At 71.3% G+C, this 20,887-nt stretch carries 20 protein-coding genes and 1 pseudogene; 8 read left to right on the plus strand and 13 right to left on the minus strand.

All coding sequences use genetic code 11. The annotated features are described in order from the left end of the window. Positions 1 to 245: 245 nt before the first annotated feature. Complete coding sequence (locus ACFY6S_RS20515; protein ID WP_388819637.1) at positions 246 to 1,304, plus strand: NAD-dependent epimerase/dehydratase family protein; 1,059 nt, start codon at positions 246 to 248, stop codon at positions 1,302 to 1,304. 95 nt (positions 1,305 to 1,399) lie between these two features. Here ACFY6S_RS20515 and ACFY6S_RS20520 read toward each other — a convergent pair whose 3' ends face one another. The 8 genes from ACFY6S_RS20520 to ACFY6S_RS20555 form a co-directional block, all read right to left on the minus strand. After that, positions 1,400 to 2,998 carry an alpha/beta hydrolase gene (locus tag ACFY6S_RS20520; RefSeq protein WP_388819855.1) on the minus strand — a complete coding sequence of 533 codons (1,599 nt, stop codon included), beginning with the start codon at positions 2,996 to 2,998 and terminating at the stop codon, positions 1,400 to 1,402. A gap of 216 nt (positions 2,999 to 3,214) precedes the next feature. Beyond that, positions 3,215 to 3,994: an urease accessory protein UreD gene (locus ACFY6S_RS20525; RefSeq protein WP_388819639.1), complete on the minus strand. Its 780-nt coding sequence runs from the start codon at positions 3,992 to 3,994 to the stop codon at positions 3,215 to 3,217. Further along, the gene (gene ureG, locus ACFY6S_RS20530) at positions 3,991 to 4,668 is read right to left on the minus strand and encodes an urease accessory protein UreG (protein ID WP_388819642.1); all 678 of its coding nucleotides are present in this window, start codon (positions 4,666 to 4,668) and stop codon (positions 3,991 to 3,993) included. The genes ACFY6S_RS20525 and ureG overlap by 4 nt, the downstream gene beginning before the upstream one ends. Before the next feature lie 46 nt (positions 4,669 to 4,714). Continuing rightward, positions 4,715 to 5,440, minus strand: coding sequence for an urease accessory protein UreF (locus ACFY6S_RS20535; protein WP_388819645.1), 726 nt, complete (start codon positions 5,438 to 5,440; stop codon positions 4,715 to 4,717). Positions 5,441 to 5,475: 35 nt separating this feature from the next. Next, the gene (locus tag ACFY6S_RS20540; RefSeq protein WP_388819648.1) at positions 5,476 to 7,221 is read right to left on the minus strand and encodes an urease subunit alpha; all 1,746 of its coding nucleotides are present in this window, start codon (positions 7,219 to 7,221) and stop codon (positions 5,476 to 5,478) included. Then, positions 7,214 to 7,525 carry an urease subunit beta gene (locus ACFY6S_RS20545; RefSeq protein ID WP_388819651.1) on the minus strand — a complete coding sequence of 104 codons (312 nt, stop codon included), beginning with the start codon at positions 7,523 to 7,525 and terminating at the stop codon, positions 7,214 to 7,216. Before ACFY6S_RS20545 ends, ACFY6S_RS20540 begins: the two co-directional genes overlap by 8 nt. Before the next feature lie 13 nt (positions 7,526 to 7,538). Continuing rightward, a complete protein-coding gene (locus tag ACFY6S_RS20550) occupies positions 7,539 to 7,841 on the minus strand; it encodes an urease subunit gamma (protein WP_329070742.1) in 303 nt (100 codons plus the stop codon). 122 nt (positions 7,842 to 7,963) lie between these two features. Beyond that, complete coding sequence (locus ACFY6S_RS20555; protein WP_388819655.1) at positions 7,964 to 8,629, minus strand: TetR/AcrR family transcriptional regulator; 666 nt, start codon at positions 8,627 to 8,629, stop codon at positions 7,964 to 7,966. A gap of 137 nt (positions 8,630 to 8,766) precedes the next feature. On the opposite strand from ACFY6S_RS20555, the gene ACFY6S_RS20560 reads away from it, so the two are divergent. Then, positions 8,767 to 9,771 carry an ABC transporter permease gene (locus tag ACFY6S_RS20560; RefSeq protein ID WP_388819657.1) on the plus strand — a complete coding sequence of 335 codons (1,005 nt, stop codon included), beginning with the start codon at positions 8,767 to 8,769 and terminating at the stop codon, positions 9,769 to 9,771. Between the two features lie 88 nt (positions 9,772 to 9,859). Here ACFY6S_RS20560 and ACFY6S_RS20565 read toward each other — a convergent pair whose 3' ends face one another. Then, entirely contained in the window at positions 9,860 to 10,138 is a 279-nt protein-coding gene (locus ACFY6S_RS20565; protein WP_388819858.1) for a type II toxin-antitoxin system Phd/YefM family antitoxin, read from the minus strand. Positions 10,139 to 10,477: 339 nt separating this feature from the next. Here ACFY6S_RS20565 and ACFY6S_RS20570 point away from each other — a divergent pair. Together ACFY6S_RS20570 and ACFY6S_RS20575 are read left to right on the plus strand one after the other, a co-directional pair. Further along, positions 10,478 to 10,744: pseudogene (locus ACFY6S_RS20570) on the plus strand (SDR family oxidoreductase); the annotation flags it as partial. 115 nt (positions 10,745 to 10,859) lie between these two features. Further along, a complete protein-coding gene (locus ACFY6S_RS20575) occupies positions 10,860 to 11,108 on the plus strand; it encodes a hypothetical protein (RefSeq protein ID WP_388819660.1) in 249 nt (82 codons plus the stop codon). Between the two features lie 40 nt (positions 11,109 to 11,148). Here the strand turns inward: ACFY6S_RS20575 and ACFY6S_RS20580 are convergent, their stop codons facing one another. The 3 genes from ACFY6S_RS20580 to ACFY6S_RS20590 form a co-directional block, all read right to left on the minus strand. After that, positions 11,149 to 11,829 carry a DUF4232 domain-containing protein gene (locus ACFY6S_RS20580; protein WP_388819663.1) on the minus strand — a complete coding sequence of 227 codons (681 nt, stop codon included), beginning with the start codon at positions 11,827 to 11,829 and terminating at the stop codon, positions 11,149 to 11,151. A 109-nt stretch (positions 11,830 to 11,938) separates the two neighbouring features. Then, positions 11,939 to 12,586 carry a response regulator gene (locus ACFY6S_RS20585; protein ID WP_388819665.1) on the minus strand — a complete coding sequence of 216 codons (648 nt, stop codon included), beginning with the start codon at positions 12,584 to 12,586 and terminating at the stop codon, positions 11,939 to 11,941. Next, positions 12,571 to 13,791: a sensor histidine kinase gene (locus tag ACFY6S_RS20590; RefSeq protein WP_388819668.1), complete on the minus strand. Its 1,221-nt coding sequence runs from the start codon at positions 13,789 to 13,791 to the stop codon at positions 12,571 to 12,573. Before ACFY6S_RS20590 ends, ACFY6S_RS20585 begins: the two co-directional genes overlap by 16 nt. Before the next feature lie 111 nt (positions 13,792 to 13,902). Here ACFY6S_RS20590 and ACFY6S_RS20595 point away from each other — a divergent pair, with 111 nt between their 5' ends. Then, positions 13,903 to 14,670 (plus strand): ABC transporter ATP-binding protein, encoded by a 768-nt coding sequence (locus tag ACFY6S_RS20595; protein ID WP_388819671.1) that lies wholly within the window; start codon positions 13,903 to 13,905, stop codon positions 14,668 to 14,670. After that, positions 14,670 to 17,051: an ABC transporter permease gene (locus tag ACFY6S_RS20600; RefSeq protein ID WP_388819674.1), complete on the plus strand. Its 2,382-nt coding sequence runs from the start codon at positions 14,670 to 14,672 to the stop codon at positions 17,049 to 17,051. The genes ACFY6S_RS20595 and ACFY6S_RS20600 overlap by 1 nt, the downstream gene beginning before the upstream one ends. A 232-nt stretch (positions 17,052 to 17,283) precedes the next feature. Here the strand turns inward: ACFY6S_RS20600 and ACFY6S_RS20605 are convergent, their stop codons facing one another. Beyond that, a complete protein-coding gene (locus ACFY6S_RS20605; RefSeq protein ID WP_388819677.1) occupies positions 17,284 to 17,724 on the minus strand; it encodes a hypothetical protein in 441 nt (146 codons plus the stop codon). A 710-nt stretch (positions 17,725 to 18,434) separates the two neighbouring features. Between ACFY6S_RS20605 and ACFY6S_RS20610 the strand changes: the two genes are divergently transcribed. Both ACFY6S_RS20610 and ACFY6S_RS20615 read left to right on the plus strand, forming a co-directional pair. Next, positions 18,435 to 19,823: a C45 family autoproteolytic acyltransferase/hydolase gene (locus ACFY6S_RS20610; RefSeq protein ID WP_388819680.1), complete on the plus strand. Its 1,389-nt coding sequence runs from the start codon at positions 18,435 to 18,437 to the stop codon at positions 19,821 to 19,823. A 52-nt stretch (positions 19,824 to 19,875) separates the two neighbouring features. After that, positions 19,876 to 20,886 (plus strand): histidine decarboxylase, pyruvoyl type, encoded by a 1,011-nt coding sequence (locus ACFY6S_RS20615; protein WP_388819683.1) that lies wholly within the window; start codon positions 19,876 to 19,878, stop codon positions 20,884 to 20,886. The last annotated feature ends 1 nt before the right edge of the window (position 20,887 follow it).

Below are 20,887 nucleotides of genomic sequence, written 5' to 3' on the forward strand. Positions count from 1 at the left end.
GGGTCCATGAGGTGTACGTGGGTGACGGGGCCGCTCGTTCGTCGGGTGCCCACAGGGGATGGACCCCGTACCCGACGGAACGTCACGATCACCCTGATGTGACCTGTGTCACCACGCGAGTTGGAGGCGCGCGGGGTGGCGGCTCCGGCCGGCGCCCGGTCGACCCGGTTCGTACCGCTGAGAGCGGAATCGCCATGGGCGAACGCCTCTGGGCCCGGGGACGCCGTACGTCTAGCGTCCCTCGTATGAGCAGGGGCGACGCAGTGGTGATCGGGGCGACAGGACAGACGGGGAGGGCCGCCGTGGCGGCGCTCGCCGAGGACGGCTGGGAGGTGCGCGCGGCATCGCGCGGGGGTGGCGCGGACGCACGCTGGCCCGACGGGGTACGGCCGGTGCGGCTGGACCGGGAGGACGGGGCGGCCACGGCGGCCCTGGTGGGCGACGGCTGCGATGTCCTGGTGGATCTCACGGCGTTCGGGCGCTCGCACGCCCACCAGCTGACCGGACTCGCGGACCGGATCGGTTCGGCGGTCGTCATCTCCAGCGTCGCGGTGTACGAGGACGACGACGGACGCGGTTTCGAGACCCAGGGCGAGCCGGGCGGCTCCCCGCGCTATCCGGTGCCGATGCCCGAGGAGCAGCGGACCGTGGCGCCGAGCGACGCGACCTACGCCCGAGGAAAGGCCCTGCTGGAGCGGGAGTTGCTGGCGGCGGCCGAGGCGCTCCCGGTGACGCTCCTGCGGGCGGGCGCCGTCCACGGCCCGTACAGCCGCTCGCCGCGCGAGCTGTACTTCGTCAAGCGGGCGCTGGACGGCCGGAGTCGGCGGGTGCTGGCGTACGGCGGCGGGAGCCGGTTCCATCCCGTCCATGTGTCGAATGTGGCCGAGCTGATCAGGCTGGCGGCGCGCAGGCCCGGCGCGCGGGTGCTCAACGCGGCGGATCCGCAGGCCCCGACGGTCACGGAGATCGGGGCGGCGATCGACGCGGTGATGGGCCGGGAGACCGAGACGGTACTGCTGGCGGGGCCCTCCCCGGACGGAGTGGTCGGCGCGCACCCGTGGGGCATCGAGCACCCTGTCGTCCTCGACATGTCCGCCGCCGAGCGGGAGTTGGGATACCGGGCCGTCACCGGCTATGTCGATTCGCTGCCGACGACCGTGGAGTGGCTGGTCGAGCGGGTGCGCGGCCGGGAGTGGACGGAGGTCTTCCCCCAGTTGGTCCGTTCCTACGGCGCCGACCGTCTCTTCGGGTACGCGGCCGAGGACGCCTGGCTGGCGGCGTACGACCGGGGCGAGGCGTACTGAGGGCCGGCCCTCGTGAACCGCCCGGCAGCGGGCGGCCGGTGTGCTGCCGGTCGCCCGCCGCCATGGTCACCTGATGCCTCCGGGGGCCGGTGCGGCTACGGCTTGGGGGTGGCGTGCGGGTCGCACGTCACATCGCGGCTGTCGACCGCTCCCGTCAGCAGATACGCCTTCACCCGGTCGTTGACGCACGGGTTGACCAGGTTGGTGATGCCGTGCGAACCGGCGTCCTTCTCCGTGATCAGGCGCGAGCCCCGGAAGCGCTTGTGCAGCTCCACGGCGCCCGCGTACGGCGTGGCCGCGTCCCGGGTGGACTGGGTGATCAGCACCTGCGGCAGTCCCTTGCCGGTCTTGACCTCCACCGGGGTCTGCTGCTTGACGCCCCAGGTGGCGCACGGCAGGTTCATCCAGGTGTTGGACCAGGTGAGGAAGGGATGGTCGCGGTGGATCCGGGTGCTGTCCCGGTCCCAGGTCTTCCAGTCGGCCGGCCACGCGGCGTCGGTGCACTCCACGGCGGTGTAGACCGCGTTGCTGTTCTCCGACTTGGCGTTGCCCGCGGTGTCCGCCGGGTCCGGCGACCCCGCGTCGATGAGCGGCTGCGGGTCACCGGCGACGTACTTGCTCCAGAGGGTGGCGGTCGACACCCAGGCGGAGTCGTAGTACGGGGCGCTGGTGAAGACGTCGAGGAGTTCGGAGGGACCGACGACCCCGCCGAGCGGCTTCCTCTTGGCGGTGGCGCGCAGCTTGTCCCACTCCTCGGCGACCTTGGCCTCGGTGTCACCGATGTGGAACGTGGCGTCGTTCTGCGCGACCCACTTCATCCAGTCGCGGAACCGGGTCTCGAAGGCGACGTCCTGGTCCAGGTTGGCCTGGTACCAGATCTTCTCCTTCGACGGGTTCACCACACTGTCGACGACCATGCGCCGTACGTGCGAGGGGAACAGTGTGCCGTAGACGGCGCCGAGGTAGGTGCCGTAGGAGACGCCGACGTAGTTCAGCTTCTTGTCACCGAGCGCGGCCCGGATGACGTCCAGGTCGCGGGCGGTGTTCGGCGTCGTCATGTGCGGCAGCATCTCGCCGCTGCGCTCCTTGCAGCCGGCCGCGTACGCGGCGGCCCGCTTGCGCTGGGCGCGCTTGTCGGCCTCGCTGTCCGGTACGGGGTCGGCCTTCGGCGCCTTGACGAACTCCTGCGGGTCGACGCAGGAGATGGGCGCGGAGTGGCCCACCCCGCGCGGGTCGAAGCCCACGAAGTCGTACGCCTTGGCCGCGTCCGCCCAGATCGCGTTGCCGGTGACGACGCGGCGCGGGAAGGCCAGGCCGGAGCCGCCGGGGCCGCCGGGGTTGTAGACCAGGGAGCCCTGGCGTTCGCCCTTGGTGCCGGTGGAGCCGACACGGTCCACGGCGATCCTGATCTGTTTGCCGTGGGGCTTCGTGTAGTCGAGCGGCACCTTCACCCAGCCGCACTGGATCGGCTTCTCCAGGGCCCAGTCGGCCGGGCAGTCGCGCCAGTCGACGCCCTGCCGGGCGGCGCGGGCGGCGGCGACGGCCGTACCGCTCGCCGCCGCGGCCTTCGCCACGGCCTCACGGGCTGTCTCGCGGGCCGTCTCACGTGCGGCAGAGCCGCCGGCCACCGGCCCGCCGGCGCCACTGCCGTCCGCGTTCGCGATCGGGGCGGCGATCGCGCCGGCTATGAGCATGCCCGCTATCAGAGTGCCGGCCGAACCGAACACCGTGGTACGTCTCACGTGCTTCCTCCCCCTGTGTGGCGCGCCGCTCCCGGCGGTGCGCTCCTCGCCGATCGGTTGATCCGGTCTTCCGTCGGGCTCCCCGGATCCTTCCGCGTGTGAGGCGGCCGGCAACAGGCCGGGCCACCCTTTCTTTACCGAACCAATAACCGGAGAGTGTGGTGCCGCTCAGCGGTGCGCGTCCAGTACCTCGCCGGGTACGTCTTCCCACAGCTCGTCCCGCACGCCGTCCAGGACCCGGCGCAGCCGCAGGGCGTCCGGCGCGACCGCCGTGACCAGGAAGGCGGGCCCGGCGAGCGGGGTGAGGACGGCGGTGTCGCCGAGCATCCGGGGCGGTACCGGCCTCTCCGCGAACTCGGGCGCCACGCAGAGCAGTTGTCCGACGGCACGGTGTCCGCCGAGCACCGCCCCGCCGTCCCAGCCGCCCGGCGCGCCGGGGCCGTAGCCCGCTTCCTGGTCGAGCAGCGGGCGTCCGGCGCGGTACACGGTCAGCCTGCTGGAGAGGGTGCCAGGCGGCTCGCCGTGGCGGCCGAGCACCTGTTCCTCGCGCAGCACGAGCCGGGCGGTGGCGGCGAGTTCGACGCGGGTGCGCATGCGCAGTTCGCTGCCGTACGCCGAGATGAGCTGCTCCGGGAGCCAGTTGAGCCGGGCGCCCTCCCCCACGGTCAGCCGCACGTCGTAGTGGGCCGGGCCGTCCGCGCGGTCGCGGCGTCCGGGCAGGGCGACGGTCGCGGCGGCGGAGTCCACGGTGAGCCCGGCCCCGTCCCCCACCTCCACCTCGACGGCCAGCCGGTCGCCGCCCAGGGGCGCGCTCATCGCCCCGATCACGGTGACCCGGCTGCCCGGCCCCTCGGCGCGGGTACGGCGTACCGCGAGCGGCCCCTCGCCCGCCAGCACCGGGAGCCCGGTACGGGAGGCGACGATCCGGGCGGTGGCGCGGACGCTCACGCCGTCCAGGCGGCGAGCCGCGCCAGCACCCAGTCGGCGACGGGGGTCACGCCGTCCTCGCCCCGCAGGGACGTGAACAGGACGGGCAGCTCACCGCGCTGTTCCTTGGCGTCGCGCGCCATCCGGCCGAGGTCGGAGCCGACGTACGGGGCGAGGTCCGTCTTGTTGATCACGAGGAGGTCGGCGGTGGTGACGCCGGGGCCGCCCTTGCGCGGGATGTCGTCGCCGCCCGCCACATCGATGACGAAGATCTGCGCGTCGACCAGTCCCCGGGAGAAGGTGGCGGTGAGGTTGTCGCCACCGGACTCCACCAGGATCAGATCGAGGGGCCCCAGGGCGTCCTCCAGGTCCTCGACGGCTTCGAGGTTGGCGGAGATGTCGTCACGGATCGCGGTGTGCGGGCAGGCGCCGGTCTCGACCGCCTGGATGCGCTCGGGCGGCAGGACGGCCTCCCTGAGCAGGAATTCGGCGTCCTCGCGGGTGTAGATGTCGTTGGTGACGACGGCGAGCGAGTACCGGTCGCGCAGGGCGCGGCAGAGCGCGGCGACGGTCGCGGTCTTGCCGGAGCCGACGGGCCCGCCGAGTCCGACGCGCAGGGCGCGCCGCCGGCCGTCGGGGCGCAGGGCGTCGGCGCTGACGGCGGCGGGGCCTTCGTGGCTGTGGTCGAGATGCATGGTGCGGCTCCTGGGAGGGGCGGGGAGGAGAGAAGGGGGCGAGGGGTCAGGAGGCGAACAGCCGGACGGGCCAGCCGGCGTGGGCCTGGGCGGTGATGTCGAGCAGGGGCCCGGAGGCGGCGGGCAGCGCGTCGGTCCCTTCGTACGCCGCCCGCGCGGCCCGCTCGGTGGCGTGCGCCGCGACCTCGTCCAGCTCGGGCGCGAGCCGGGCGAGCACGGCGGTGGCCTCGAACGGGTCGAGCCCGAGCAGCCGTACGGTCGCGGTGGCCGGGCCGCTGACCGCCTCGTACAGCGCGCAGTACGCGGCGTCCTCGGGGGTGAGCCCGGCGGACCCGGCGGTGAGGCCGAGCACCACCGGCTGGTGCGCGCCGCGCGGCAGGGCCGCGGCGAGCGCGGTCAGTTCGGGCCCCGGCCAGGTGGCCCGGGCGGCGCGCATGAGCTGGCGTCCGAGTCTGCGCGCGGTGGCCCTGAGCGCGGGCGAGGGGGTACGGGCGTCGGCCGCGTGGTCGAGTTCCAGCGGATCCAGGCCACCGGCCGCGGCGGCGGCGAGCGCCGCCGAGGTCAGACCGGTGGTGTGCAGCCGACCCCGGCAGAAGTCCGCGAGGCCGCGGGCGTCCTTGATCCGGCCCGCCTTGACGGCCGCTTCGGCGCCGCCCGAGTGGGCGTGGCCACCGGCGGGGAACCGGCCGTCGGCGAGGACGAGCAGCGCGGCACGGGAGGCCGCGCCGCGCGCTGGTCCCGTACCCACGACGGCCGCCGTGGTTGGGCTCATCTTCGTGGGTGGGCTCACCTTCGTGGGTGCGCCCATCAGAAGAGGAAGTAACGCTGGGCGAGAGGGAGTTCGGCGGCGGGCGCGGGCTCGACCGGCTCGCCGTCGATGGTCACCGTGAAGGTGTCGGCGTCGACCTCGACGTGCGGCAGCGCGTCGTTCTCCCGCATGTCCGCCTTGGTGAGCCGCCGGGTGTTGCGGATCGGTACGAACTCCTTTCCCAGACCGAGGCGTTCGGGCAGTCCGTCCTCGATCGCCGCCTCCGAGACGAAGTTGACGGAACCGGCCGCCGCCGCCCTGCCCAGCGCCCCGAACATCGGCCGCGGCATGACCGGCTGGGGCGTCGGGATGGAGGCGTTGGCGTCGCCCATCTGCGCGTACGCGATCTGGCCGCCCTTGATGACGAGTTGCGGCTTGACGCCGAAGAAGGCGGGCTCCCAGAGCACCAGGTCGGCGAGCTTGCCGGTCTCGACCGAGCCGATCTCGTGGTCGAGTCCCTGCGCGACCGCCGGGTTGATGGTGTATTTGGCGACATAGCGGCGGACCCGGTGGTTGTCCGCGTGGCCGTCGCCCGGCAGCGCGCCCCGGCGCTTCTTCATCACGTGCGCGGTCTGCCAGGTGCGCATCACGACCTCTCCGACCCGGCCCATCGCCTGGGCGTCGGAGGAGATGATCGAGATCGCTCCGAGGTCGTGCAGGATGTCCTCGGCCGCGATGGTCGAGGGCCGGATGCGGGACTCCGCGAAGGCGAGGTCCTCGGGCACTGCGGGGTTGAGGTGGTGACAGACCATCAGCATGTCGAGGTGTTCCTCGATGGTGTTGACGGTGTGCGGCCGGGTCGGATTGGTGGAGCTGGGCAGGATGTACGGCTCGGAGACGACCGTGATGATGTCCGGTGCGTGCCCGCCGCCCGCGCCCTCGGTGTGGTACGCGTGCAGGGTGCGCCCGGCCACGGCGGCGAGGGTGTCACCGACGAAGCCCGCCTCGTTGAGGGTGTCGGTGTGGATGGCGAGCTGCGCGCCGGTCTCCTCGCACACTCCCAGGCAGGCGTCGATGACGGCGGGGGTGGCGCCCCAGTCCTCATGGATCTTGAACCCGAGCGCTCCGGCGCGCAGTTGGGCGTGCATCGCGTCGCGCGAGACGGTGTTGCCCTTGCCCAGCAGCCCGATATTGACCGGGAAGGTCTCCAGCGCCTCGAACATCCGGGCGAGGTGCCAGGATCCCGGGGTGATGGTGGTGGCCTTCGTGCCCTCCGCCGGTCCGGTGCCGCCGCCCACGAGGGTGGTGATGCCGCTCGACAGCGCCTGGTCGACGACGGTCGGGGAGATGAAGTGGACGTGCGCGTCGATCGCGCCCGCGGTGACTATCCGCCCGTTGCCCGAGATGACCTCGGTCTCGGGGCCGATCACCAGATCGGGATGGACCCCGTCCATGGTGTCCGGGTTGCCCGCCTTGCCGATTCCGGTGATCCGGCCGTCCCTGATCCCGATGTCGGCCTTGACGACACCCCAGTGGTCGATGATCAGGGCGCCGGTGATGACGGTGTCGGGCGCGCCCTCGGCCCGGGTCGTACGGGACTGGCCCATCGACTCGCGGATCACCTTGCCGCCGCCGAACACCGCCTCGTCCCCCGACCGTCCGGGGCCGCCCGAACGGTCCTCCTCGATCTCGACCAGCAGATCGGTGTCGGCGAGCCGGACGCGGTCGCCGGTGGTGGGGCCGAAGAGATCGGCGTACCGGGCGCGGGACAGCGTGGCCCTGCCGGTGCTGGACTGCTCAGTCATCGAGGGCTCCTCCGGTCTCTCCCCGCAGGCCCGGGACGATCCGCAGTCCGGCGAGGGGGACGAGTGCGACGGCGACGGGGATTCCGGGCTCGAACCGCACGGAGGTGCCGGCGGCGATGTGCAGGCGCTTGCCCCGGGCGGCGGCGCGGTCGAACTCCAGGCCCGGGTTGGCCTCGGCGAAGTGGTAGTGGGAGCCGACCTGGACGGGCCGGTCGGCCGTGTTGAGCACGGTCAGCGAGGTGACCTCGCGGCCCTCGTTGATGACGACCGGCTCGGGCGCGTGGAGGATCTCTCCGGGAATCATCGGCGCTCCCCCGTCAGACGATCGGGTCATGGACGGTGACGAGCTTGGTGCCGTCCGGGAAGGTGGCCTCGACCTGGACGTCGTGGATCATCTCGGGGATGCCCTCCATGACGTCGTCCCGGCCCAGCACCTCGCGGCCCGACACCATGAGTTCGGCGACGGTCCTGCCGTCCCTGGCGCCTTCGAGCAGATGCGCCGTGATCAGGGCGACCGCCTCGGGGTGGTTCAGCCGCAGCCCGCGCGCCCGCCGCCTGGCGGCCACATCCGCGGCCACATGGATGAGCAGGCGTTCCTGCTCATGGGGTGTCAGTTGCACGCGTCCACCTCGTCGTCCTCCGGATCCTCTCCGGCCGGGTGACGGCCGGGTGCAGCGCGAGCCTAGCCACATTCAACATTTCGTTGAAGATCGGCCGGGACTTTCACAGCCGGATGCGCACGTTAGGACGGAAGTTTTACCGGCGCGTTAACAACAGCGGCGTCGTCGGGTCCGCCGTCACCCATGGACATCAGGGCGCGCAGCCCGTTCTGGAGGACCTCGATGGGCGTCTCGCCGAAGAGTGCCTGCTGCACCATGAACCCCTGAGCCGCGGCGATCATGGTCCTGGCGACATCGAGGGCCGGCATGTCCGCCCGCATCAGACCGGCCCGCTGGTACGCCTCGATCAGCGGAACCCACACCGCGCGCAGCTTCTCGAACCCGTCACGGAGCACCTCCGCCAACTGCTCGTTGCGCAGCGTCTCGGCCCACACCTGGACGATCAGCCGCGACGAGGCGCGCAGGTCGCCGCCCACCACCGGGGTCCCCCCCTCCAGAAGCTCCCGCATGACCTCGCCCAGCAGCACATCGGGCGGGGGAAGCGGGTGGATGCGCGCGGCCCTGTCGAAGGCGCCCCGGACCGCACCGAGCACGTCGGCGGCGATGGCTCCGATCAGCTCCTCCTTGCCGGCGAAGTAGCGGTAGACCGCGCCGGCGGAGAGGTCGACCTCCCGCAGCACGTCCTGCATGGACGTGGCGTGGAACCCGTTGTCGGCGAAGCAGCGCGAGGCGCCTTCGAGGATCTGCCGACGGCGGGCGTCGAGGTGTTCCTGGGATACACGAGCCATGTGCCCAATCTAAAACGAACGTTCCTTCTTGACAAGTGCCTCCCTTCGCGCCGACAGTGGTCGCGACGTAAAACGAACGCTCCTTCTCTATAAATTCCCCCTCTCCCCTCCGCCACTCCCTCCCGAATCGAGGCACCATGCCCAGCTCGCCGCCGCGCCGCGTGATCGCGGTGATGATCCTGACTCCCCTCGTCGCGGCCCTGGCCCTGTGGGCCTTCGCCTGGCCCGCCGCCCGTATCACCCCGCGCGACCTGCCGCTGGGAATCGCCGGACCGCCGACCGCGACGGACCGGGTGGCCGCCGGGCTCGAACAGGAGCACCGGGGCGCCTTCGAACTCCACCGTTACGACGACGAGGCGGCTGCCCGTACGGCCGTCGAGGACCGGACCGTATACGGCGCGGTGGTGGTCACCCCGGAGGGGACCCGGCTGCTGACCGCGTCGGCGGCGAGCCCGGTGGTGGCGCAGCTCCTCACCCAGGCGGTGAGCGCCGGGTCACCGGGGGACGCCTCCGTCCCGGTGGTCGATGTGGTGCCGACGCCCTCGGCCGACCCGCGCGGCGGGGTGCTCGGGGCGAGCCTTCTGCCGTTGGCGCTGGCCGGGATGGTGACCGGCGCGGCGGTGACCGTGCTGGGGCTGCGCGGGACGCGGGCGGCGCTCGCGCTGACCGGCGCGGCGGTGGCGGGCGGCATCGCCGTCACCGTCCTGGCGCACAACTGGCTCGGGGTGATCACCGGCGCGTGGTGGGCGGAGGCCGGGGCGATCGGGCTCACCGTACTGGCCATCGGCGCGACGGTCGCCGGGCTCGCGGCGCTGATCGGACAGGCCGGGCTCGGCGTCGGCGGCGTGCTGATGGTGCTGCTCGGCAACTCCTTCTCGGGCGTGACGAGCGCACCCGAACTGCTGCCCTCCCCGGTCGGCACGCTCGGTCAGCTGCTGCCGCCGGGCGCGGGCGGCTCGCTGCTCCGGTCGGTCGCGTACTTCGACGGCGGCGCGGCCGGGGCCCCGGCGCTGACGCTCTCGCTGTGGGCGGCGCTCGGGCTGGCCGCGGTGCTCGTCGGCGGTCGGATCCGCCGGGCAGCGCCTGACGCCGACGCCTCGGCGACGCGGGACTCCGCGGCGCAGCCGGTACCCGTCGGCTGACCCCCGCCGCCCCTCCGACCGGCCGCGCGCCCCCGCTGTAGCGGACGGGGGCGCGCGGTCCTCTCCGCACGCCGCCCCGCGCGTTGCCTCACTCGCGCTCCGGCCGGTGCTCGGCCGCGATACCGAAGCGGCGCCGCTCCTCCGGCCCGGACGACGCCGCCGGGCGGATCGCCGACACCGAGCTGATCACCTGCTCCGCCGCCTGTTCCGGCTCACCTTCGAGCCGCTCCAGATCGGCCGCCGAGACCAGCGCGACCAGCGGCTTTCCGTGGCGCGTCACGACCACGCGCTCGCCGCCGTACACCACGCGGTTGATCAGTTCGGCGAGCTCTGCCCGCGCTTGCGTCACCGGAATCTCGTAGGCCATGACCCCCAGCCTATTTCCCCGGCCCGGCGCGGCGCGTACGTCAGTACGCGGCTCCGGCTCCGCGCGGCGGCCGCCGGGGGCCTTGGCCGCGCGTCTCCTGTGCGATCCCGGTGCGATCCGCAGTGCCGGGCCAGTGACCGGTTCGCCGACCACGCCGACCACGCCGACGTCACGGTCGCCCACCGGCTCGTCCACCGGCTCGTCCACCGAAGGAACCGTGTTCGCGGGCACGCTGCGGGGCGTACGCGCCGTGCGGTTGTCCGGGTGGACGGATGAGACGACGAGTCCCGAGCGGCAGCGGGTCGCGTGGCGCCTCGCCGACTTCCCCGCGTCCGGTTCGCCCGCACCTGGGCCGCCGAACTCGCCGGACGCGGCATCCGGGTCAACGCCCTCACCCCCGGCCCGGTCACGACTCCCGGCGGCGACGAACTGCGGGCCGCGATCCCGCAGGACGGTCAGGCCGCCGAGCCCGCCGCACCGACTCCGCTCGGTCGCGCGGGCCGTCCCGACGAGGTCGCGGCCACCGCTCTCCACCTGGCCGGGGACCAGAGCTCCTTCACCACCGGCGCGGAACTGTTCGTCGACGGCGGTGCCACCCAGCTCTAGCCACACCGACCGCTCTCGGCGCGATCCCGCGCCGAGGGCGACCGCAGGGCGACTGGGCGCTGTGCACTGGGCACTGGGCACTGGGCACTGGGCAATGGGCACTGGGCACTGGGCAATGACCTGCTACAACCGCGTCGCGGCCGAACCCGCCGACGTCACCGGACAGGGCGAGACCGTCCGCATCGTCCTGGACTCGTGCATGACCGACAACCAGACTCTCCCGCCCGTCACCATGACGCTTGAGGCCGGGCCCACGGGCGCCGGGAGCATCGACGGCTTCGAACCCCGCTACGCCCGCCGCGCTCCCGCGCTCCGGCTCCGGCTCCGGCTCCGGCTCCGGCTCCGGCTCCGGCTCCGGCCATGATCCGAGGAACACGGCCCGGACCTGGCCGTGCGTGCCGCGCCTACTTGGTCGTTTGCGTGGGGTAGACCTCGACGTCGGGGTAGGCGCCCTTGATCTCCCCCGCGCCCGCGGGCCACTTCAGACTCACGGTGTGGGTCTCGTTCGGGGGCGTCACCTGGATGTCGGTCGGGGACGCGAGGCTTTCGCCGGTGTTGTCGATGCTGTAGGCGAGGTTGAAGACAGCGGCGTCGCCGGGCTTCAGGATGGTGACACGCGGCTGCGCGTGGCCGCGCTCGATGGGGTTCGAGGTGTTGTCGGCGTCCTTGATGTTGACGCCGGCGAAGCCCGTCGCCGAGCAGGTGGTCGAGCCCCGGTTGATCATGGCGATATCGATCCTGCCGGAGTCCGCGTCGGGCGCGGCGTCCGTGGCGTCGATGGCCAGGTCCTCCGTCTTGCAGAACGCGACCTCGCCACCGGTCTCCGTCGCGCCGCTCGCGGCGGCCCCAGTGCCCTCACCGGAGCCCGACTTCGCGTTGCCGGCCTGTGAGCCGTCGGAGCCCGAGCCACCCTCCGAATTCGCACCGCCCTCCGCCTTCGAACCACCGTCCGAGGACGAAGAAGACGAGGACGAGGAGCTGTTGGAGGACGAGTCCGTCCCGACGTCGTCGCCGTCACACGCCGTGAGCGAGAGGGTGGCGGCGACGACGATGGCGGCGAGAGCGGTGCTGCGGGTGTACTTCACGGTGCTTCCCCAAGAGTGGCGCGGCGGATGCGGTCGAAAGTATTTGTATCTTGCACCGAGTTACAGTCGGTCGTCCGCGGCGTCTTCGTTCTGTCACAGGCGTACGGCATCAGGCTCTGAGAAACGCCAGCACCGCCAGGACCCGGCGATGCCCGTCCGTGTACACCGGCAGATCGAGTTTGTTGAAGATACTGCCGATGTGTTTGTTGATGGCGGCCTCGCTGACGAACAAGTGCGCCGCCAGGTTCGCGTTGGACCGTCCTTCCGCCATCAGGCTCAGGACCTCCTTCTCCCGGGCGCTGAGCCGCTCCAGCGGATCGGGGCGGAGCTTGACGAGCTGATGGATCACCTCGGGATCCACCACGGTGCCGCCGGCCGCGACGCGGTCGAGCGCGGACATGAAGTCGGCGACCGCGCCGACCCGTTCCTTCAGCAGGTAGCCCACCGCGGCGCCGTCGTACGAGTCGAGCAGCCGGACGGCGTACGACCGCTCGACGTACTGGCTGAGCACCACGACCGGCAGCCTCGTGTGCGACTCGCGCAGGGCGACGGCCGCCCGCAGCCCGTCGTCCCCGTGCGAGGGCGGCATCCGTACGTCCGTGATCACCAGGTCCGGCCGGTCCCGGTGGACGGCCTCGACGAGCGCGTCGGCGTCGCCCACCGCGGCGAGCGTCTCGTGCCCGAACCGCTGGAGCAGGCCGACCAGTCCTTCACGCAGCAGGACCGCGTCCTCCGCGACGATCACACGAAGTGGCATGGAATCTCCACGTGCAGCAGGGTCGGACCGCCCAGCGGGCTGGACACCCGCACACGGCCGTCCAGGGCGGTCAGTCGGTCGGCCAGGCCGGTCAGCCCCGTGCCGGAGGCCGGGTCCGCGCCGCCGCGTCCGTCGTCCGTGATCTCCAGGACCAACACGTCCGAATGGTAACGGCCGTGGACTTTGGCCCTCCGGGCGCCGCTGTGTCGCGCGATATTGGTCATGGCCTCGTTGATCAGGAAGTACACGTTGGTCTCCAGCTGCCGGGGAAGTCGTCCCGGCAGCCGGAGATCGACGGTGACCGGAATGGGGAAACGGCTCGCATGGTCCTCGACCGCGGCGACGAGGCCGTGGTCCGCGAGAACCGGGGGGTTGAGTCCTCGGATCAGACTGCGCAACTCCTTGTGCGCTACGGAGAGTTGCCGCTCCGCTTCGGTGAGCTGGGCGGCGAGCGGGGACCCCTCGGGGATGTCCAGCCGCATCAGACCGAGCGTCATCCCGAGCGCCACCAGTCGTTGCTGCGCGCCGTCGTGCAGGTCGCGCTCGATGCGTACGCGCTCCGCGTCGAAGGAGTCGATGAGCCGGACCCGTGACGCGTGCACCTCCCGCAGCGACTCCCCGAGTTCGTCGTCGCGGGGGGCGAGGACGGTCCGTGCGAGCGCCGCGCGCGCACCGGCCCACGATGTCACGGTGTACGGCGAGGCCAGCAGCACGACGACGCCGAAGGCCGCCCACGGCCAGGTGGTCCGGTCGGCCGACGCGAAGGTCAGCGCGGGCAGGCCGAAGGAGAAGGCGAGCACCAGCAGGTCCAGCCACCACAGCGCCGCCGCGGAGATGAGCGTGAAAAGCAGTTCGCGCCAGGTGACCTGCTCGGTCAGACGGGTCGCCACCCAGGCGCGCGGTCCGGGCTCCTCCACCCGCCGGTGCGGGTTCGGCATCGGATCGAGGTCGACGAGCCGCAGCCGGCGCCGCTCGACCGTCGCCACCGTGATCGAGGACAGAACGACACCGACGAGGGGCGCCACACCCACCAGAACCACCAACAGGATCAGCCCGGCCACCAGCCCGGTCACGAACACCGCCACGGCCGCGGCTCCGACCACGACACCCGTGGCCAGATACGCCAGTGACCGCCACGGCCAACTGGAGGTCAGGAAGGTCAGAGGACGCTGAGACATCGCCTGCCAAGCCGTTCTGGGACGCATGGGGCAAACGCTATGTCAGACGGCTGATTCACCGCGGTAGAGCTGGCTCTACCCGCGAAGTGGAGCACGGATCAATGTGGTGCACCGGGCCGCTCCACTGAAATCGACCCCGTGACCACTACTGGGCAGGCACTCGCATCGGACGCGGTTCAACTACAGACCGTCCGCAGGATCTACAGGACCGGCGACCGCTCGGTCGCCGCACTGGACAGCGTTTCCATCGGTTTTCCGCGCGGGACGTTCACCGCCGTCATGGGCCCGTCCGGCTCCGGAAAATCCACGCTGCTGCAGTGTGCGGCCGGCTTGGACCGGCCCACCGAGGGGCGGGTGATGCTGGCCGGCGTCGACATCGGCCGGGAGAGCGAGAAGAAGCGCACCGAACTGCGGCGCGACCACATCGGCTTCGTGTTCCAGGCGTTCAACCTGGTCGAATCGCTCACCGCGGCGCAGAACGTGGAGCTTCCGTCCCGTTTCGCCGGGCGCAGAGTCAGCCGGGAGCAGGTCGACGCCGCGCTCGCCGCAGTCGGGCTGGCGGAGCGGGCCGGCCATCGGCCCAGCGAGTTGTCCGGTGGCCAGCAGCAGCGTGTCGCGCTCGCCCGCGCCCTCGTGACGCGGCCGGACGTGCTGTTCGCGGACGAGCCCACCGGTGCCCTGGACACCACCACCTCGCGTGAAGTGCTGCGGACGATGCGTCAGTTGGTCGAGCAGGAGGGACAGACCACTCTGATGGTCACTCACGACCCGGTGGCCGCGGCGGTCGCCGATGTGGTCGTGTTCCTCAAGGACGGCCGCATCGCGGACCGGATCAGCCTGAGCCGTGGTTCCGACCGCCACAACGTGGCCTCGATCGCAGCGCACATGGCGAGCCTGGAGGCGTGATGCTGGTCTTCGCGAACGTCCGTGAACGTTGGGCCGGCTTTCTGGCGGCCTTCGTCGCGGTGCTGGTGGGCGTGGCGCTCATCACCACCACGCTGATCATCTACGACGCCTCCCGCCCCAAGGTCCAGTCCCGGTTGTCGGCCGCCACCGCGCTCGCCATCCCCGATCAGGCGGTCGACCAGCACAGGGCCCTGGCAGACCGGGCGCCGTGGAGCCGCGACGAGGCCCGGCCGCTGATCGACAAGCTGAGCGCGGTGCCCGGCGTGGCCTCCGTGGTGGTGGACCGCTCGTTCTACGCGCAGGCGTTCCTCGACGGCGAGCCGGTCGAGGACGAAGGAGCCCTCGTGGCGGGACACGGCTGGTCGAGCGCACGGCTCGCCCCGTACGAGCTCGTCACCGGACGGGCGCCGGCCGCGGACGGCGAGGTCGTCGTGGACCGAGCACTCGGCGTGGCCGAGGGCACGAAGCTCACGGTCAACATCACCGAGGGACGTACCGAGTTCCGCGTGGTCGGCACTGTCGACGGACCGGGCTGCTACTTCACCGACGACTTCGCCGCCCGGCAGGCGCCGGGCGTCGGCGCCATCGCGCTCCTCGCCGACGAGGACGCGTCCGTCGCCGCCCTCACGGCGGGTGCCGAGCGCGTCGTCGGCGACCGGGGCGTCATCGTCTCCGGCGAGGACCGCTCCGCGCTCCAGCCGGAGCACGTGGAGCACAAGCGCTTCCTCGGTACGCAACTCGTCGGAGCCATGGCGACGCTCGGTCTCTTCACCACGGCGTTCGTGGTCGCGTCCATGCTGGTCCTGGCGACCGGGCTGCGACGCCGGGAGATCGGCCTGCTGCGCATGATCGGCGCGTCTCCGCGCCAGGTGCGCCGCATGATCCTGGGTGAGGCGGGCGTCGTCGGCCTGCTGGGCTCGTCGGCAGGCTGTCTGGTGGGCATCGCCGCCGCGCCGCTGCTCCGCGACATCCTGCGGGGCCTCGATGTGACGCCGCCGGAATTCACCGTGCGCGTGACGGTGTGGCCGCTGCTCACGGCGGCCACGATCGGTGTCGGCGTCAGCGTCCTGGGGGCCTGGTCGGCCGGCCGGACGGCCGCGCGTGTGGCGCCGATCGAGGCATTCCTGGACAGCGGGACGAACAGCCGGACGATGGGCCGTGCCCGCTGGATCGGCGGCCTGACCGTGCTCGGCCTCGGTGTGCTGCTCGCGATCGTGACCGCCACGGTCGGCGCCGACACCCGGATCACTATGGCGATCCTCGCGACCATGGTGCTCATCGTGGCGGCGGCGCTGCTCGCCCCGGTGTTCGTCGGTCCAGTGGGACGGGCACTCACCTCACCGTTCGAGCGGCTCGGTTCGGCCGGTCCGCTACTGGTACGGGCGGAGCTGCGCGCGAACTCCCGCCGGGCGGCGTCACTCGCGGCCCCGGTGATCGCGGCGGTCGGTTTCGCCGTCCTGCTCAGCGGCATGGTGGAGACGATGCGCGTGGCGTACCCGGCGGGTGACACGCTCAAGCTCGCGGGACAGGTGATCGTCACGCCGGACAGGACCCCGGGCAACACCGACGAGGTGGTCGCCGCCAACCCGGTGGGCAAGGCCGCGCTGCCGACCCGGGCCTTCGTCCGGGACCAGGACGGCACGCTCACCGTCATCGACGCGCTCGGCTCGCGCGATGCGCGCTGGAACAAGCAGGGGCAGGTGGTGCTCGGTGAGAGGATGGCGGACCTCCTCGGTGTGAAGGCCGGTGCCGAGCACGCGGTGAGGTTCGCCGACGGTGCCACGGTGAGGCTGCGCGTCGCCCAGGTCCTGCCGGACGACCCGGCCCGGGGTGATTTCGTGATGTCCCGTCAGCTGGTGCGCGCGCACGACCCCGCCGCGCTCACCGACGACATCTTCGTCCCGTTGCAGGCGAAGCCCGCCTCGGTCGTTCCCGGCACGGCCGTGCACGACGCGGTGCGGTACGCGCTCGACGACTACGCCACCGACGCGAAACTGACCGACAGCCTCGCGGTCATGCTGATCGTCATCGCGGTCGGCTACAGCGGGATCGCCATTGCCAACAGCATGGCCATGACCGCGCACGGCCGGCGCCGCGACTTCGCCGTCATGAAGTCGGCCGGCGGCACGGTACGCCAACTCCTGCTGTTCTCCGTCGCCGAGACCACCCTCGTCGTCGCCGTCGGCGCGGCCCTCGGCGTCCTGGTCACCCTGGGCCCGCTGGCCGGCATGGCATCCGGACTGTCCGAGGCGACCTCCGCGCGGGTCGGGCTGCGCCTGGACCTGTCCGCCATTGCCGCGGTGATCCTCGGCTCCCTTGTGCTGGCGATCACGGCGAGCGTGGTCGTCACCTGGCGGACCGTGCGCCGGGAGGCAGCGTAGGGCGGCGCCGCGCGGCACACAGGCCGGGGCCCGCGCCTCGGCCTGTGTGCCGCGGGCAGCACGTTCACGTCCTGGAACGTCAAGGTGTTCACGCAGGCCGGGGCCGGTCGGAGAGTGCGCAGGCACAGTGCGACCCTGCCCTTCAGCCCCATGGGTGCTGTCACTTCCTGTCAGCGCGCCAGGTCCTCGCGGTCCTGCCGCAGCACGGCACGCCCGGACAACCGGTGGGCGCTCACCCGCGTCCCGGCTTCCCCAGAGCGACGACCACCGAATCCAACTTCCACTGGTCCAGAAGGCGTTGTGCGTCGGAGGAGGAGAGCAGCCGGTGTCCGTCCAGGTTGCCGTGGAAGGACGTTCCGCCGTGGGTGAGAGTCACCTCGGTCAGCGTTTCGGGGCAGGTCGGATCGTAGGAGGAGAACGGCCCGTGGTGGGCGTACCAGGAGACCTTCCCCGGGTCGGTGTGCGGGGCGGCGAGGGCCGCCCAGGCGGCCGTGGCGGCGGCGGGGAAGTCGCCGCTGATGCCGAGCGCGTCCGGGTTCTGTGCGATCTCGGACAGAACGACGACGGGCGTCGGTGCGGTCGCGGGCACGATCAGTCGTCCCAGGCAGACGGCCGGACGGCCCAGCGTGTGGGTCCAGTTCACCAGGGCGGACACGGGCGGGTTGGTGTTCATGGGACTCCTTGTGTCGGGGTGTGCAACGGGGGTGGCGCCTGCTGGGCGATCGGTGCTGTCTCTGGTGCCACCAGTGCTCGGCGCGTGCTTCTGAAGGCGGCGGGCCGCTGGAGACCTCAGCCGCAGCGAGTTGTTCGCCAGCCCACAGGATCATGTTCCATGACTGCTTCGGAGCCCAGCGTCGTCGCGACATCGGGTGGACCTCGTGCGGGCGGTCGCACCCTGGTGACGCTCGACGCGTCGGCGCGCCACGCGGCCGGTCTGTCCGGCCCCGAACCACTCGCGCCGGTACGGCCATTGGCGATGTCGAACCCGTCACGGCACGTACGGCCGAGGTCGCCCGAGCTGCCGGGGCCGGATCACCGGTGCGGGGCCCTTGCGGGGCGCGTCGCCAACCCAACGACGCGTGCCGGGTACCCGAGCCGCCTCGCGGTGACGGCCGGGGCGTACTTCCATGATCGGCCGCAGTGCGTCGGGCGGAGGGACAACGACGTGTGTCGGCTGTGATGGGGTCCATCGCGCGCCCCAAGAGTCCCCCACACGGGGCGCGTTATCCCCACAACGAGTGGTGGAGGGATGCGCCCGGCGGCCGACGGTGCCACTCTCCCGGTGACGACAGGCCCCGGGGGGCGCCTGCGGGCGGCTTACGGGTGCCTACGGGGGCCGACTCGCGGGGCCACCGTGTTCGGCTACTGAGATGGTGATGCCCCATGGCGGCGGCAACGGCAGCGGCACCCGGCGACCGGGTGGAGATCGACGGCTGGATCTATGTGCGGCTGGAGGGCGGCCCCCGCACCCGGGGCAGACAGCACGGGCAGGCGCTGGCCAAGGAACTGCTGTACGCCCTCGACATCGGTGACTACATGGCGCGCTGGGACACCGGTGACGGCCTCATGGACTTCGCGGAGAGTGTCGACGAGGCATTCGGCCCCCTCGACGAGGAGTACGAGGAGGAGATCCGAGGCATCGTCGACGGCGTCACCGCCGCCGGCCCGCCCATCACGCCGGGCGGTATCCCAGTGACCAGGGATGTGCTGGTCGCCTGGAACGGCTACTCCGAACTGCTCGGCAACTGGTGGCCCGCCGCCACCCCCGGCGCCTCCCCCAGCAACGCCGTACGCACCAAGGGCGGCCTCGAACACTGCAGCGCCTTCATCGCCATGGGCGGCAGGACGGACGGCGGAAAAATCGTCATGGCCCACAACACATGGGACCGCTACGCCATCGGCGACAGCTACAACATCATCCTCGACATCGTCCCCCCGCCCGGCGACGGCCACCGCATGCTGATGCAGGCAGGACCCGGATACATCACCAGCAACATGGACTGGGTGGTGACCGACGCCGGGCTGATGATCACCGAGACCACGATCGGCAGCTTCAGCGGATTCAAGCGCGGCCTGAACCCGGAATTCCAGCGCTCCCGCCACGCGGCCCAGTACAGCACGAGCATCAGCGAATGGTGCGACCGCATGCTCACCCGTAACAACGGCGGCTACGCCAACACCTGGCTGCTCGGCGAAACCAAGAATCCGAACGAGAAAAACGGCCGTAAGATCGCCCGGTTCGACCTCGGGCTGAAATTCCACGGCTACGAGGAGACCACGGACGGCTACTACAGCGGATACAACGTCGCGGCCGACCTCAGGGTCCGCAACCAGGAATGCTCGGACCCCGGCGCCTACTCGGACATCCGCGGCAACGGCGCCCGGCGCGTGCGGTTCGACCAGCTGCTGAAGGACGCCACCGGGCTGACCGCCGTGAAAGCCAGAGACATCATTTCCGATCACCACGACGTCTTCACGGGGATGGACAAAACACCGTGCTCCCGCACGATCTGCGGCCATCTGGAACTGGACGACGCCCGGATCGGCAACCACGGGCAGGGGCCGTTCTACCCATGGGGAGCGAACGACGGCAAGGTCATGGACAGCGACATGGCCGCCGCGATGACCTTCGAAGGACGCTGGGGCAACTCCTGCGGAACACCCTTCTCCGCCGATGACTTCGTGAAGAAGCACCGCCAGTACGACTGGCTGGAGAAGAAGATGAAGAACCGCCCGGGGCACTCCTGGGTTTCCCTCCCTCCCCACCACTGAAAACTTCCCCTTCCATCATTTCCGGCTGCACCACACAGAAAGGACTTCCTCAATGTCCAACAATCCGACGCCCGGCAACATCGCATCGGCGGTCACCAACGCCTTCGGCCCCATGGAGAATTACGCCATGGGATACATGAATCCCATGGGGGATCTCACCGCACATCCGCCCAGCCAGGGCACCGGCTACATCGCCACCATGAAGCTCTCGGTGGGTTCCGTGAGCCCGGCCGACGCCACGATCCTGGACGAGGGAACCGCGGGCATCGTCACCTACGACCGCTGCGAGACCGCCGACGCCAACATCGGCCAGATCAACATGGGCACGGCCTCCTCGTTCTGCGGCCTGAACGGCGCGCTGTGGGGATACCACCTCGCGAAAGCGGATCTGAAATCGAAGCTCTACTCCGTACCCTCCGCCCGCAAGGACGGCGGGGCCGACCTTGATGTCTACGACGCCACCCCACTGCTCGACGCGACCTACCGGCTCTTCGGATCCGTCAAGGCCCAGCGGCACCCTCCGCTTCCCGGTGCCCACGTCATCTGCGCCAACAAGAGCGTGACGGTACGCGGCCCCGCCTACGCCTGGTCCTTCATCGCGATTGCGATCGTCGCGGACAGCCAGAAGGGCGTCGAGAGCAACCTGTTCATCGAGGACTGCGGCACCATCCCCGCCGAGTCCTTCGTGGACCGTCAAGGGAAAGAACACGTCTACCCCACTCCGGATGAGGTCAAGACACGGCTGGAACAGCACAAGTACGCCATCGCCCGGAGTGTCACCCTCTGCGGTGAGGACTTCGGCAAGCCCCAGTACAAAGCGATCTACGCAGCGGGCCGCGCCATCTACTCCGCCCCCGGCACCGCCGCCACCGCACTGGCCTGCGCTCCCTATGTGCTGCTCGCACAGAACGACAAGCCTACGAGCTGGAGCATTGACGATCTCATCACATCCAACATCGCCAAATGGGAGAAGGAGGTCTGGCCGAAGGAGGAGCACCCCCTCCCGCCGTACCCGTACAAGGACCTTGCGGTCGTCGTTCCGTCTCAGGGGCGCAGGGACTGAG

Source organism: Streptomyces sp. NPDC012835, from assembly GCF_042900885.1.
Classification (GTDB): Bacteria; Actinomycetota; Actinomycetes; order Streptomycetales; family Streptomycetaceae; genus Streptomyces.